Genomic DNA, 15,125 nt, shown 5'->3' on the forward strand with positions numbered 1-15,125 from the left:
CTGAATTTCATGCATTATCTGGCACTATTGGGTATTATCGCTAAATAGTTTAATTTTTATGCATTTTTCTTTCTCTACCACTTTATTTTATCTGGATTTCTCATTCTTTCATTATTATACAAAATATATTATTCTTCTCTATTGAATACCGCTTCATAGCCTTCGACGGTATCCACATCCATTTCTGCATTCTCTATCTCTATAGGTACCCAGATTACCGATTTCCTGTATTTCTCAATCAACATTCTTCCTCCCTGATCTCCTTCAATCCGCATCAGTTCCCTCCGCAACTTTTGCGGAAAAAGCACCGGATTGCCTCGCTTTTCTTTATAAACGGGAACAACAATGGCTTGGGGGTTTTGTTTAAAAGCAGTCATCAGTTGATGAATCACAGAAGCAGTCAGGAAAACCTGATCTCCTACAAAAAACAGGTATCCCTCCGATTTTTGGCTGGCAGCTTCCAATCCAGCCCTTACAGAAGTGCTCTGTCCCTCTTCAGCCATTTTATTATATACAGTTTTCAAATTATACTGATCTGCAAGGGCCTTTATCTCCTGCCGTCGATACACAAAAATAATTTCTTCAAGACCGCCATCGACGACTGCCTGTATAACTCTTTCTATCATTGGTATGCCGCCCACAGGAAGCAGCAGCTTCTCTGTGCCCATTCTTTTAGAAAATCCTGCCGCTAGAATGATCCCTGTAACCATGCGTGCCACCTCTCATATTACTCTCCTTTTTCAATCTGTCCAGAATCTCTATTTCATAGCAATCCTTCAGATTCTCAAGAATCTGTATGCCTTCATCGCAATAATCCGTCACAGAATCAGACAGATAGTCCTTAAATACCGATGCTATTCTTTGATCGGAGTCCATTGCCAGTCGAATCTGGGCCTTCACACGCAAAATGACACCGATTTCATAGGGATTTTGCAGCTTTCTACTATCTTCTTCAGCTTTCGTCAAATGCTGCAGCGCCTCTTCATATCTTCCTTCCTGCACCAATAGCAGCGCCAAATATCCTTCAGCTGTAGATCTTCCCCAGAGGGAGTCCAATTTTCCATGGATTTCTAATGCCTTATAAAAATACTCCTTTGCTTTTTTTTCTTCTCCCATATCAAAAGCCGCCTGCCCTGCATTGGTGTAGAAAGTAGTAAGACCTCTTATCAGTTTTTTGCCTTCACAGAGTTCAATCGCCTTTTCATAGTGGTCTATGGCTTCCTGAAAGGCTTGAACGTGCCGTTTTCCCTCTCCCATAAAATTATAGGCAGCAGCAATATTTAAAACATATTTATCCCGTTCTTTCAAGCTCTGCAATATTTCAATAGCTTCTTTTAGGAATACCTCTGCGGCTTTATATTCGCCAGATAAGATTCTCTGCAGTCCCTTTAACCGCATCAAGATTCCCATCTCTCCTAAGTTTCCACTTTCATCAGCGATCTTCAAAGCCTTTTCCAAAAATGCGTCCATCTGCTCCCGATCCTGAATGTTGATACAATAGTAGATCATCTGTCGATACCCCTTAAGCGCCATCCTATAATCTTTCATTTCGACAGCCTCATCAATAACCTTCTGGATCAATGTCAGGCCCTCCTGATACTCTCCTTGGCGAATATGGAATCTGCCCAACATATGATAATAAGCAATTTCCAATCTCTTGATTTCCTCACGGCTGCCTTCCTCTTCTCGTACCTCTTGCAGGAGATTTCCTGCATTCTGTAAATGAATCAACACCTGTTGAGGGCTTAGATATAGTGATCCATCCTGTATCCTGTTCATATCATTCAGTACGGGAAAAATTTCGTGGCTGAAATGAAGATATTCTTCTAAATTTTTTATGGTATATTTTAGCACAGCCAGCTTACTGCCCGCCTTTGTAAAATGATAGATCAATTTAGAATAATACTGTACATCGCTTTTATCCTGACGAAGTTTTTTCTCAAGCATCTTTGCAATTCGCTGATGGAGAATCCTTCTTCCTGAAAGAGAAAGCTTTGAATATACATATTCCCGCAGCTTTTGATGGGTGAAAATAAACCCTGTACGGCTTCCTTCCCCCACTTCCTTTAGAATATGCTTATTCTGTAATTCTTCTAAAATATCTATTAATACCAGCTCTTTTTTTCCGCTCAGCTCCAATAGGTTTTGAAAAGTTACTTTGTCAAAAAAGACAGAAGCAATATTCAATATTTTACGGCTTTCTTCAGATATATTCATAAACCGGCTGTTTAGAATATCCTCTATCTTCGTAGTGTACTCTCCAATACTGCCGGTTTCCTGCATATTTTTAAGGGCTGCTGCCAGAAAAAATGGATTTCCTTCTGTTTCTTTATATAAAAGCGCTTGCAGTTCTTCGGTAAATGGATATTCCGGCAGCATAACAGCGGCAAATTCTGCTGTTTCTTTTCTATCAAATCGCTTCAATTGGAGTTTGCGAATACGCTGAAGTGCAGCCATCTCTGCAAAGAAGGTGTCTATTTTTTTACTGTAGCCTTCCCGGTAGCTCAGGAGGATTAATATAGATCGATTTTGATCCTGCTGGATAATGTTTTTTATTAAGGAAAGACTCATCTCATCCATCCAATGAACATCTTCGAATACCAACATGATTTTTTTATGTTTCGCGACTTCTCGGAGCATATCTACGATGGCTTTTTCCGCTACCTGATACTTTAAAAAGTCTACTTGTTCAATGAGGTTCACATACGCTGAAGGATTGTCCAAAGCAAACACGGGGAAAATATATCCTAGGATATTTCTCCATATTGGGGAAATTTCAATTTCTTCCCTTTGTAGCAGCAGCGAAAGTTCAGAGAATATTTTGTTCCAAGGCTTAAGCAAGTAATTCTCCTCTGCTTGGTAGCAATAGGATAAAAAAACATAACTCTCCTTTAAATTAATGCTGCTCAAGAAATGATCCAACAATCTGCTTTTTCCAATACCAGCCTCTCCTAAAACCACCCAGGAAAAAGCTTCGAAGCCCTCTAAAAAATATTTATAATTGATCCCCAATATTTTCAGTTCCTGCTCTCTTCCATAATAAAAGATTCCGGAGTCTTTCTTCATCTCTGCTTCCTTAAGGTTTCTTTCCTTTAGCAGGGTTTCATATACATCAATCGTCTTGATATCAGGAGAAATAGACAGTTCTCGCTCCAGTACCTCTACCAGACGATGATATACTTCCATTCCCTTATTATAATGGCCTTGAGTGCCATAGATCTTCATCAATACACGATAGGCCCGCTCATCAAAGGCCTCTGCTGCAATGAGCTGCTTGCAGTAATTTTCTGCTTGTTGATAGGCTTGTTCTTCCAAACAGATGCGAATCATCCGGTGGAGGCTGTTGATATATATATCTTTATAATGGTCTCGCTGCTGAAACATCCACTGCTCAAAGGCCTCTGCATCTTTTACCAGAAAGCCCTGCAAAAACTCCCCCTGATAAAGATGTATCCCAGCTTCTCCGCCATTTAAAAATATATCTATGTCACAATCTATACGCCAGGAAGGATTTATTTGCAAGATGGATCTCTGGGGCGATAAAATAATGCTGTCATCAATGGCGCGTCGAATCATATATACGGCATTTCGCAAATTTTTCTTTGCAACCTCTTCCTCCGCCTCTCCCCAAAAGAGGTGGACCAGCTCATCCCGCTGGGCTTGCTTCTTAATCAATAAGTAATAAAAAAGTGCTTCAGCCTTTCGAAAGGGAAATAGAATTTGCTTTTCCTGATAGACTACCGCTGGTGTTCCCAATAGATTTGCAGTAATTTGATACATACAATTCCTCCCTTTGATAACCTATTAGCTCCTGCTTAGTACCTGTAAAATATCAATTTCATAGCTTTCTCTGATTCCCTGAAGCAATTGAATCCCCTGCTTGCAATACACTGCTGCTTCCACTGGCAACACTCCTGAAAATACTTTCTGCAGTGCTTTATTATTCTTCATACTCACCCGAATCTCTGCCTTTACACGACAAAGAAGCGCCCGTTCGTAAGGGCTTTTCAGCTTTTCTCCAAACTTTTCAGCTCGCAATAAGCTGTCTAGCGCCCCTCCATAGTCTCCTTCTTTTATCAGCAGCAGGGCCATATAGCCTTCTGCTGTAGATCGTCCCCAGAGGGTATCCAGTTGATTATAGGTATCAATGGCCTTCTTAAAATAGTTTTTGGCACGAAGATAATCCCCCATGTCAAAGGCGGCTTGTCCTCCATGGGTATAAAAAATGGTAGAACCCCGGAATACATTTTTTTCTTCACAAATTCCAATAGCCTGTTCATAATAATGAAGTGCTCCAGAAAACTTCATGTTATACCTTCGGATTTCTCCAATATAATGATAGGCCGCTGCAATATTCAGACTATATTTATCTTCCTTGCGATTCAGCCTCTGGAAAATTTCAATGGATTGATGCAACATCTCCTCTGCACCGTCAAACTCTCCTGCCATTATTTTATTTAATCCCTTTAAACGCAGGAAAATGCCCATTTCTTTTTGCTGATCCAAAGTCCTTGCCAGGGCTAATCCTTTCTCCACATACTCTGCCATTTGCTCAATATCGTGAACTTGAATACCATAATAGATCATCTGACGATAGCCCTTTAATAGATATTCACTGTTCTTTGTTGCGTGGGCAGCTTCAATCATCTGATAAATCACATCTAACCCTTGACTGTATTCACCCTCCTTGATATAGTAGCGGCCTTCCATATGAAGAAACATGATCTTTAACGCCAAATATTCTTCTTTTTCTCCTACATCCTTTTTAAATTGCTCTAGGCTTCTGTTGATATGATTGAATTGTTTGAGGGCTTCTTCTTCCTTAAGCCATTGAATTTTTTCCTTCTCCAGATCCTCGTCTTCTAAAAGTGGAAACAACTCATGGCTGAAATCCAGATAGATATCCAGGTTCATAATCTCGTATTTGAGAGCCGCCAATCGATTCCCGGCATGGGTAAAGTGATAAATCAGCCTAGAATAGACCAGCCTATCCCGGTGGTCATGCTGCAGGCTTTGCTCTAATAAATGTGCTACTTTACCATGAAGAATTTTTCTTCGTGCCGGCGAAAGCTGCAAATATATAAATTCTCGCAGTTTCTGGTGGGTAAAGGTAAAAGCACTCTCCTCTTCCTCTGTATCAATTAATATATATTTGCTTTGGAGTTCTTCTATAATATCGAGAATCTCCATTTCTTCTTTCCTGCTGAGGATTTTTAGAGCTCTCAGGCTTACCTTGTCGAAGAATAGGGATGCAATATTCAAAAGCTTCATACTTTCTTCAGAAAGATCAAGCAGCCTGCACCTTAGTACATCCTGGATTTTTGCAGACATTTGCTCTGGATTTCCTTTCCCCCGGATGGCATTGAGATATTCTACAAGAAAAAAGGCATTTCCTTCTGTCTCGTGATACACCCGGTTTTTCAGAGCAGGGGTCATCATATGCTCCGGGAACATTCCGCTAATAAACTCCTCTACCTCGGGCTTTGTAAATCGGGACAGGGAGATTTTTTCCATGAGCTGAACATTAGACATGGAGGCTATGAATCGATCCACTTCTTTCCCATAGCTGTTTCTGCAGGTTGCAATCAACCATATAGGACTATGCTCCTTGTGCAACAGGATACTGCTTAGGAGAGAAAGGCTCATAGGATCCATCCATTGGAGGTCTTCAAAAACAAAAACCAATTTTTTATTTTGAGAAATTAACTTTAAAAGACCTAGGACCGCTTCCTCAGCTACTTGAAACTTTAACCGGTCAATTTGTTCCACAGGGTTTACCTTAATCTCTCCTTTTTCTGCAGCAAAGGATGGAAAAAGATATGCCAAAATGTTCTGCCAATGGGCAGGAATACGAATATCCGTCTCTATAAGCAGTTCTGAAAGCTTTCCAAAGATCGTTTGCCACGGTTTCAAAAAGTCTCTCTCTTCTGCCTGATAACAATTGGCTTCCAGCACAAGCAATTTCTCTTCCTGGAGACTTTTTACAAAATGGCTCTTTAGTTTGGATTTTCCTACACCTGCTTCGCCTACCAACAGCGCCGCTTTTCCATCCTCACCTACAGTAAACCGGTGATATGCATGATTTAAAGCATTGATTTCTCTATATCTTCCATAGAAAAAGTCCTCCGGTTGTTTATCTCTTGCTTTTTTCATGGAGGACATCTGCTGATAGAGGGTTGTTGTCTCCTGATCCGGTGCGATACCTAACTCCCGCCACAACTGATCCGCCAATTTTCGATAGAGTTCTAATGCTTTGTGGAAAGAGCCTTGTGCTTCATAGATCAGCATTAAAAAACGATGGGTTCTTTCATCAAAAGGATCGGCCGTGATAATCAGCTTACCAAAGTATTCTGCATCCTCCAGCAAGTTTTTTTCATAATGCTCCTCCAGAAGACGGTTCAATCTGGCAATGTATTGATCGCGATACTGTTCCCGCTTGAGCAGCAGCCATTCTTCAAAGCCGTTTCCTTCTTTAAGGAAAAAACCCTGCAAAAATTCTCCCGTATAGAGTTCATGCCCTCTTTCTGCATCTTCGAGAAAGGTCTTCAAATCCGTTTCAATAGGAATCTGCGGATTCAGCATTACCATAGATTTTTGCGGAGATATAATAACCTCTGCATCAAAAGCCTTTCTGATTTTATACATGGCTTGTCTCAGGTTCTTCTTTGCCGTCTCTTCTCCTGCTTCAGGCCATAACAAACCCACCAGCTCATCACGGGTAGCTTGCTGGTGTACCAGTAGATAATAAAAAAGGGCCTCTGCTTTCCGAAAAGGCAGAAACACAATTTCTCCATTTTGGGTGATCGTAGGTGTTGAAAAAAGCTTAACCTGAATCAAATCCATAAACGCTCCTCTTCAAAGACAAGGGGACGGTTCTCTTGTCTATCCTCTAAGTGTTTTGTTAATCTTATCCTTATTCATACCGGTAATCGCTGCAATTTTCCGAATGGATAAGTTTGTTTTCGTCTTGAATTCCCGAATGAACGCTTCCGGAAGGTCTGCGCTTGCACTTTCCTTGCTATCTAGTCCCCAATTTAGCAACATCTTCTCATAAAGCGCTTTGGCCTCTTCCTCGTCTAAAACTTCTTCCTTTTCTTCTATGTCAATAAACTCATCCGCGTTTTCTTCTCTCATATATTTATGAAACAGTGTTTTGGCTGTTTTCACATTTTTGGAGAAGATCCCTAAGACTGTATCGGTATCTACAACATTAGAAAAGCAATTGTTATTGTATATATATGCGTTGTAACTGCTCCATTTGTAATCCTCGGGACGCTTTACTAATCCAGCCTTTACCGGATTTTGGTGTATATATCGGGTTAATGAAAGGATATAACGATCTTCTTCAACTGTTTCACTTCGAAACCGGTCTTGGAACAGGTGCCCCACTCTTTTATACTTTTTGTTGAAATAATAGACATAACTCACAGTAATTCGCTTCATTATTTTAGCAATATCCTCTTCTCCTTCATTCATCAAAAGGTGAAGGTGGTTGTCCATTAAGCAAAAAGCATGAATAGAATAGCAGTACCCTTCTTTCTTGCTTTCCAAGATGTCTATGAAGTACTGTTTATCTTCGTCATTATGGAATATATTCCTCTTTTCATTTCCCCGAAGTATGATGTGGTAATATCCACTTTCACTTTTTACTCTTTTTTGCCTTGGCATCATCATCACCCAATGTAAATTATATCCATATACGCTTATTGTGTCAAGACAGGAGAACCGTCCCCTCGTCTATTAAAGTATTTGGATAAAATACCGAAAAAATAAATAAGAGATTATATATTTTACACAGGGAGGTTATCCGTATGAATATCCATTCAACAGGCAGTACGCATTCTATTCTTTGGAAAAATACACTACAGGAGCATCCACAGCGCCAAAATCAGAAATTAAATAAGGTCTGTGAAATGATTGAAACCAAGATATCTAATAAAGCTGTAAGCTTAGAGCTAAGCGAGGAGGCCATTCAAAAGCTTAAGATCAGAAATTTGTATAGGACAGAAAAATTGGAAAATAAAATTGAAGAATATTATAAAACCTTTGAGCAGAAAGCAAATCTTTTAACAGAGATAGATAAAACTTTAGATGAAATTCTAAACAGCTTTAAGAGCTTCTGGGACAAAGCAGCTAACCAAAAGGAATCCTCTGAGCCTGCCGGAGAGCAGCAGGAGACTCCTGCAATTGAAGAAACGCCAGAAAACCATAATTTAAACGATGAACTTTTGGCGGAAGCAAATGATATTGAAAAAAGTATAAAAGATATTGCTGATCTGATAGAAGCGGTTGAAAAAATGAAAGCCCAACGGGAAGGGGTATCCTATTCACAAGAAGACTCCTTAGCTACACAATTTAGAAATGCAGATTTGCTGAATGATCCCTCATCCGCTTGGAAAGCCGTTAATGAAGCCAAAAAAATGCTTTTAGATGAACTGCTTGAGCTTTCTAAAAGAGTCGGTGAAATGGAAAAGGAAATAGAAAAAATGATGCAGGGCTTAGATGCAAAGCAGTTAAAATATATGTCTGAATCTAAGATGGCCGATGTCCTTGAAATGTTTATAGAAAATGAGAAGATAGAAGGATATTTATAGAGTCTATCCCGTAAAATGTGTAAACCGCTTAAATGGTGCAAATATTTACCACCATCTAAGCGGTTTTTACTATTTTAAAATAACAATTACCCTATCAACAGTTTTTTAGAAGCATTCAGTGACGGCAGGCTGTGTGACAATTTTCTGTCTCATCTATGATTTTCCTGTCTTCAACCCCTCCATGAAGGCTTTCGCAATCTTTACAGCTTCCTCCATGGTAAGCTCAAATTCTTTTAAGGTATTGATCCGGTATCTGACGCCATTGACGGACCAGATTAAGTAATAGCCCTTAATAATTCCTTCAGGCTCCGTATATATATCAGATTGTCCTATTCCATTTTCATAAATAAACTTATAATCGGGATAGGTTTCTTCAATCCAAGCCGCCTTTACACTTCCTACCTTTGGTTCGGCAACTAAGACTATATTTTTTTCCTCTATGGGTACGTCTGCATCTTCCATAGTAATAAACAGCTTATCGCCCCTCTGATCCATATAAGTAGCATGTACATCCCTATAAGGCTTATAGTCACTGAGATGATTAAAGGTATCCTCATCCGCTATAGCTCTAATCATAACCCATTGGAGCTGTTTCCACTCCTCTGCATTTACAGGTTTCGTAATCCCTACCCCTTCGGATTTGCGTTCATATGTATATTCTTCGCAAAGGGTTTCAGGGAAGTGAACATGAAAACCCAGCTTTTCTGTCAGTTCTGCCTCGCTTAGCCCAGATCCTCTAGAGACGATTGGTTTAAATATCTCATCTGTATCTGGCTTTTCAACTATTTTGTATTCATCCTTCTGCTTTTCAAGCACAAATATTGTTTTAATAGTATTGGCTGCCTCTAATGCAAGGGCTCTGACTTCTACTGAAAATGTCAGCAGTATTCCCGTAAAAGCTAAAATACCGCACAAGGAAACGGCAATCCATCTTTTTATCAATATTTTTGTATATCCGGTATTCCATGTATTGTCATCACTAGGGGTGTCCGTCCCGATACGCTTTATAATCTTCTCAAACATTTCATCTGAGAGTTCAGCCTCCTTAGCTTTTATGGCAAGCTCCGACTTGATCTTCGCATCAAGGTCCTGTCTGTTAATCATTCATCCTACACTCCTTTCCCCTGTAGATCATCTTGATAGTATCTTCATCCAAAATCTCACAGAGTTCTTTTTGCAGAAGCTTTTTCGCGTTATGCAGCCTGGATTTTACCGTCCCCTGAAAGCAGCCAAGCACCATTGAAATCTGCTTAATGGTCATATCATTAAAGTAATAAAGGATAATGACCGTTTTTAAGGGCGGACTTAGTTTTTCGATCGCTTCATGTATAAGCAGCCTGTTTGCTATCAGGTCTTCCGTGGTGCCAGAAGTCCCGTCGCAGTGCAAATCCCTATGAATTCCCTTCTCAATAAAGGGTATATTTTGATGCTTTGCCGACATCTTCCAAGCCAACCTTATCAGCAGCTTGTAAAACCATACATCAAAAGCACTGGGTTCTTTTAACTTCTTTATCTCCCTATAGCATTGAAAAAAAGCCTCTTGCACAATGTCTTCAGCAATTCCCTTATGTCCGGCTATAAGATATGCTGTACCCATGGCATTCTTACTGTATATTCTATAAAGTTGCTCAAAGCTTTCCCGATCGCCCAGCTGGCAGCGTTTTATCAAAGTTACTCGGTCCAAAATTTTTCCTCCTTACTTTTTAGGAGCTCCTATATAATAAGAGAGATATAAATCCGTCAAAAGGTTCATTTATTTTTTCATAAAGACAAGGGGACGGTTCTTCTGTCTATTTTTGCAACTGTACAACATTAGAAAAACAGCTATTTTCCCCCATACACGGATTATAACTGCTCTATTTGTAATCTTCAGAATCCTTTATCAATCTAATTCTTACTGGATTCTGATGTATGCATCAAGTTAGAAAAAGTTCATAACTGATCCAGCCCGCAGGGAATAGCAGTATCTTTCTTTCTTAGAGATATATTTTTCTTTTCATTTTTCAGAAATACAATGCGGGTAATATTTGCGTTCTTTTCTTATTCTTTTCTAATTTGGCATGGTCATTGCTCAATGTAAAGTATATCCATATAAGTTTATCTTTCCAAGATAGCATCGTTGGCCCCGTGTCTGCATCTACACTATAAAAATCCTTTTGCAATATGAATAATTTTTAAGATATGTATTTATTTTTTTAAAGATTTGTTATAGAATGCTAATGAAGGCTATTCCAAATTTTTCAATTATAGTAAATTTAAAGGAGGTCGTTTAAGTTGCTAAGAAGAAGTTTAATATTTATTATGTTGATGGTTACCCTATTGATCTTTCCTGTGATTTCATCAGCACAAATACAAGAACCAATCCACATATCAATTAATAACAATTATGTACCTTTTGATGAAGCAACAGGATATCCATTTATTGATGAAAATAATAGGATTCAAGTTCCTCTTCGGGTTACACTTGAAACCTTTGGCGCAATTGTCGAATGGAAAAATGAAGCAAAAACAGTATTGATACAAAAAAATGACATTAAAATAGAGGTGCCCATAAATGAACCCTATATCCTCGTAAATGGAAAAAAAGTAGACAATGACGCACCATCTTTAATAAAAAATAACAGAATATATTTACCTATAAGGGTGATAATGGAGCATTTAGGCAGTCAGGTCCGTTGGGATAGCCAATTAAGAACTGTATCTATTACATATACTATCGATGAAAATAATGAAAAAATCCAAAATGAACAGCCTCAGGTAAAGATAGAAGCCCCTAGCAAGAGTGAAAAAAATCAGGCTACAATAAAGATAATTACAGATAAAGAAAATTCTATATATCTAAATGGCAATATTATAAATTTAGATGCTAATAATGAATATATCGTCGAACTAAAAAATATAAAAAATGAGTTTGAAGTAGTAGTTGTAAATAATCAAGCGTTAAAAACAACAACAACTTTTACTATCGAAAGAATAATTGACGAAATATATTTAAATGTAGAAGCTGAAAATAAATCCACAGAAGATGGTAAGGTTTTAATCACCGGAAATACAAATCCAGAAAATACAGTAACAATAAACGGTAAAAAGGTTTCAACAAATAAAAAAGGGGAATTTGAATATTGGCTTAATGACTTACAACCCAATAATAATATAGTCACTGTCATTGCGGAAAATAAAGAATCTAATAAAAAGATAGAAAAAAAGATTGATGTCTACTATGATAAAAATTTAAAGGTGGAGGAAGATTACTACGGTAGCAGCAGTCCTGAAAAAGAAACGGAGTATAAAAAACCAGTGATATATCTAGATGAAGAAATTCCAGAAGTAACAGATCAAGAATCCTTTACCGTTTCAGGCACTTGTGAAAATACAGAATACATAATCGTACAAAGCCCATTAAATTTTAATACAAGAACTAAGCCTGTAAATAACCGTTTCAGTATTACCGTAAAATTGTCTACAGATAATGAAATTGCCCGTAAAGAAAAGGGGATAGGTAACGTAGTTACTATTATTGCAGAGAATGGTGACAAAATTTTTGTGAAAGAATATGTAGTATATTATAATAAGGAGTAAGTGCAGCAAAGACCAGTGCGGCGAGGGAACGGGCGGGTTCTTAATCGTCGCAAAGTATTCCTAAATATTGATTTTGGAGAGACTGTAAAATCAAGACTCCTTTCTGATAGTAATTGTAAAACGCGCCAGAAAGGAGTCTTATTTCATTTACCCATAAATTATTTTATAGTCTCCTGTGTTGTCGAAGACAATATTGCCAGGATGATTTTGCTTAGTCCCTCTCTAATTTTATACCAACATTACCGAGGTCCATGATCGAGGACGCTCAGTTATAGCTTCCTTAGAGGAATTTTCAAACGTTCCCCCTGTCTACACCGTTGGGCTTAAACTGTCCTCTCCTGTATTTCTCTTGCAAGCTCAAGCAACTTCTCTTTTTCATTAAACTCCGGGTAATCCAGCACAATTTCCATTAGCTCGTTCAAAATCTCTCCAATCCTCTTTCCTTGTGATATTCCCAGCTGCATTAAATCATACCCGCTAATCTCTAACTCTTTTACCGATAGAGGCTGCTTTTCATTTAATACCTTTTCAACTGCCTCCTTCAACCTTATAATAATACTTGTATTATCCCTATATGCAGATCCTTTGATATCTGCTATCTGTAATTTAAATAACCTGTCCAAATTCTCAATACCCACTCTGTTAATAAACTTCTTTAAAACTGCTGCTCTTGGTTTTTCATACCTTGACATATGCTCCCTAACTAATATCGCTACCTGTTCAATGGATTTGTTATCGTAACGCAGCCGTTTCATGATCACTTCAGCCATATGGGCACTTCTTAAATGATGGGTATAGAAATGTCCTATGCCTTTTTCATCCATTGTAAAGGTCTGCGGCTTTCCAATATCATGAAATAATGCAGATAATCTCAATATTAGATCGCCCTCTGTATGATCCAGCACATCTAGAATATGATTCAACACATCTTTATCATGGTTGGGATTATGCTGTTCAAATCCTATACACCCATATATTTCAGGGATTATATATTTCATCAACCCGACGGATATCATATCTCTTATATAGGAAGACGGTTTATCCGCAGTAATGATTTTAGAAAATTCTTCCCGAATCCTTTCTTTACTGATATTTTGGAGTAAATATGCATTATTGGAAATTCCATCTTTAGCTGCCGGGTCCAGCTTGAAGCTCAATTGTGCTGTAAACCGAATAGCTCTCATCATCCTAAGTGCATCTTCTTGAAATCTGCTAAACGGATCTCCAACACACCTTACCATTTTATTCTGCAAATCTTCATACCCGTTAAAACAGTCTATCAATCCATCTATATAGTTATATGCCATCGCGTTAATAGTAAAATCCCGCCTGCTTAAATCTTCCTGGATGCTGGATGTGAATTGGACACTGCCAGGTCTTCTGGAATCTTCATACAGGCCGTCCACCCGATAGGTCGTCACCTCATAATGTTCTCTATTCTTAACCAAAGTGACAGTCCCATGTTTTAACCCTGTTAAGGTCACCTTGTATCCCTTATGCTCAAATATCTCAACAACGGTCTCTGGTTTCGCATTCGTAGTTATATCCCAATCCTGAGGAGCCCTTCCCAATAAAGAATCCCGAACACACCCGCCTACAATAAATGATTCGTAACCGCTGCCACTGATGATTTTTAAAATTGCCCCTACCTCCGGAGGCATTGGAATCTTCATTTCAACAATCTCCTTTTGACGATTTCTATCAGTGCGACAAAGGGGACAGTTCTCAGTTGTCGCAAAATATTCCTAAATATTTATTTTGCTTAGGCGCTAAAGATTATATCTTTACTAATTCTTAGGATCCCTGCCCCACGAATCATAATGTGTTATATTTTGCTAACACTTTGCATGCTTGCATATCTTGGCATTTTTCCCGTCTCACATTTTCCTCATTATACCATATTATCTCTAAGATAAAAAAGAAAAGTGCGACAAATCGTTCCCTTGCCGCACTAATTACCCCCGTATCATCCTGCAAAATAGTCTCTGGTAAAGACATCTATATCATTCACATCTACCGGATAAATCCCTTCCATATAGGAGGCACTTCCTCCGGTACCATTTGTGCCATATTTGAAAAACAGGGCCCCTGTAGATTTATCTACCAGTATTTCATAAGGTCCTTCCAGTATCCAATATCCCGCCAACTCATCCTTATATTTTATATGATCAATTTTTTGTCTGATTTCAGCTAATACCTTATTTGAGCTATCTGTGCCATCTACATATCTATCATTCTTTAAAAATGTTGTGTATGCCTGTTCCATAGCAGCACCGGCTAATTTCACAGCCTCTTCTTTTGTCACCTTTTTTATTCTAGTATCTATAGAAATCAATGGATTCCCAAAGGGCATGATCCCATTTATATTATAGTTAATGTCCGCACTGAAAGCCTCTGCCACTGCTCTCAAAGGCACATACATTCTGTCATCAACGATCTGTGCCGCTGCTGGTAAAACGACTGTTTTACCGTTTATGACGGCATTTTCATCCCCTGCATTCAGTATAATTTCATTGTTTTTATATTGTATGAATGCTGCATTCTTCTCCTTATCCCATTCCACCTGTCCACCTAATTCTTCACTGATGAGTCTGATCGGAGCCAGAGAATACCCTTTTTCATTCCTAATATCTACATTCGGAATAAAATTATTGTTTATCATAAGAAAGGTAAATCTATCTACTGGATTAATCGTAGTCGTTGCTCCATTTTCATATGTAATTTTTTGTATCCAATATTCCCCGTTATCAAAATCTGTAAGTTCTAAATCAATAGTACACTGGTAACAGTTATTATTTTCAATTTGCCCAAAAACTGTAAATGGAACAAGTACTGCTAACAAGCTGCATAAGACCAATGACATAATTTTTTTCTTTTTCATTAACTCACCTCTTATATTCAATTTATTTTCATAAACATTATAACCCAATAATAGAACAACTAATTATTTAC

10 protein-coding genes are annotated in these 15,125 nt (G+C 38.3%); 2 read left to right on the top strand and 8 right to left on the bottom strand.

Features of this window, described 5'->3' with window-relative positions; genetic code table 11:
* Positions 1-128: 128 nt before the first annotated feature.
* Genes mocA through Gferi_RS10300 form a run of 4 tightly spaced genes read right to left on the bottom strand, consistent with a single transcriptional unit; the run spans position 129 to position 7,674 of the window.
* Positions 129-710, bottom strand: coding sequence for a molybdenum cofactor cytidylyltransferase (gene mocA / locus Gferi_RS10285; RefSeq protein ID WP_069976137.1), 582 nt, complete (start codon positions 708-710; stop codon positions 129-131).
* On the bottom strand, positions 673-3,780 hold the full coding sequence (locus Gferi_RS10290) for a tetratricopeptide repeat protein (protein WP_069976139.1): 3,108 nt from the start codon (positions 3,778-3,780) through the stop codon (positions 673-675). Before Gferi_RS10290 ends, mocA begins: the two co-directional genes overlap by 38 nt.
* Positions 3,781-3,804: 24 nt before the next feature.
* A complete protein-coding gene (locus Gferi_RS10295) occupies positions 3,805-6,843 on the bottom strand; it encodes an AAA family ATPase (protein ID WP_069976141.1) in 3,039 nt (1,012 codons plus the stop codon).
* Positions 6,844-6,882: 39 nt separating this feature from the next.
* On the bottom strand, positions 6,883-7,674 hold the full coding sequence (locus tag Gferi_RS10300; RefSeq protein WP_207645815.1) for an REP-associated tyrosine transposase: 792 nt from the start codon (positions 7,672-7,674) through the stop codon (positions 6,883-6,885).
* Between the two features lie 137 nt (positions 7,675-7,811).
* Between Gferi_RS10300 and Gferi_RS10305 the strand changes: the two genes are divergently transcribed.
* On the top strand, positions 7,812-8,594 hold the full coding sequence (locus Gferi_RS10305) for a hypothetical protein (RefSeq protein ID WP_069976144.1): 783 nt from the start codon (positions 7,812-7,814) through the stop codon (positions 8,592-8,594).
* 153 nt (positions 8,595-8,747) lie between these two features.
* Here the strand turns inward: Gferi_RS10305 and Gferi_RS10310 are convergent, their stop codons facing one another.
* The gene (locus Gferi_RS10310) at positions 8,748-9,698 is read right to left on the bottom strand and encodes a hypothetical protein (protein WP_069976146.1); all 951 of its coding nucleotides are present in this window, start codon (positions 9,696-9,698) and stop codon (positions 8,748-8,750) included.
* The gene (locus tag Gferi_RS10315) at positions 9,691-10,278 is read right to left on the bottom strand and encodes an RNA polymerase sigma factor (protein WP_069976147.1); all 588 of its coding nucleotides are present in this window, start codon (positions 10,276-10,278) and stop codon (positions 9,691-9,693) included. Before Gferi_RS10315 ends, Gferi_RS10310 begins: the two co-directional genes overlap by 8 nt.
* A 590-nt stretch (positions 10,279-10,868) precedes the next feature.
* On the opposite strand from Gferi_RS10315, the gene Gferi_RS10320 reads away from it, so the two are divergent.
* Entirely contained in the window at positions 10,869-12,173 is a 1,305-nt protein-coding gene (locus tag Gferi_RS10320; RefSeq protein ID WP_069976149.1) for a stalk domain-containing protein, read from the top strand.
* A 323-nt stretch (positions 12,174-12,496) separates the two neighbouring features.
* Here Gferi_RS10320 and Gferi_RS10325 read toward each other — a convergent pair whose 3' ends face one another.
* Both Gferi_RS10325 and Gferi_RS10330 read right to left on the bottom strand, forming a co-directional pair.
* Complete coding sequence (locus Gferi_RS10325) at positions 12,497-13,846, bottom strand: CCA tRNA nucleotidyltransferase (RefSeq protein WP_179948122.1); 1,350 nt, start codon at positions 13,844-13,846, stop codon at positions 12,497-12,499.
* A gap of 293 nt (positions 13,847-14,139) precedes the next feature.
* Positions 14,140-15,054: a copper amine oxidase N-terminal domain-containing protein gene (locus Gferi_RS10330; RefSeq protein ID WP_069976153.1), complete on the bottom strand. Its 915-nt coding sequence runs from the start codon at positions 15,052-15,054 to the stop codon at positions 14,140-14,142.
* Between the last annotated feature and the right edge of the window lie 71 nt (positions 15,055-15,125).

Source organism: Geosporobacter ferrireducens (genome assembly GCF_001750685.1).
In the GTDB taxonomy this organism is placed as follows: domain Bacteria; phylum Bacillota; class Clostridia; order Peptostreptococcales; family Thermotaleaceae; genus Geosporobacter; species Geosporobacter ferrireducens.

Excerpts from the sequence above, each read along its gene's own strand:
- mocA (WP_069976137.1), bottom strand. The coding sequence starts at position 710 with ATGGTTACAGGGATCATTCTAGCGGCAGGATTTTCTAAAAGAATGGGC.
- Gferi_RS10310 (WP_069976146.1), bottom strand. The coding sequence starts at position 9,698 with ATGATTAACAGACAGGACCTTGATGCGAAGATCAAGTCGGAGCTTGCC.
- Gferi_RS10330 (WP_069976153.1), bottom strand. The coding sequence starts at position 15,054 with ATGAAAAAGAAAAAAATTATGTCATTGGTCTTATGCAGCTTGTTAGCA.
- Gferi_RS10290 (WP_069976139.1), bottom strand. The coding sequence starts at position 3,780 with ATGTATCAAATTACTGCAAATCTATTGGGAACACCAGCGGTAGTCTAT.
- Gferi_RS10295 (WP_069976141.1), bottom strand. The coding sequence starts at position 6,843 with ATGGATTTGATTCAGGTTAAGCTTTTTTCAACACCTACGATCACCCAA.
- Gferi_RS10300 (WP_207645815.1), bottom strand. The coding sequence starts at position 7,674 with ATGATGATGCCAAGGCAAAAAAGAGTAAAAAGTGAAAGTGGATATTAC.
- Gferi_RS10305 (WP_069976144.1), top strand. The coding sequence starts at position 7,812 with ATGAATATCCATTCAACAGGCAGTACGCATTCTATTCTTTGGAAAAAT.
- Gferi_RS10325 (WP_179948122.1), bottom strand. The coding sequence starts at position 13,846 with ATGAAGATTCCAATGCCTCCGGAGGTAGGGGCAATTTTAAAAATCATC.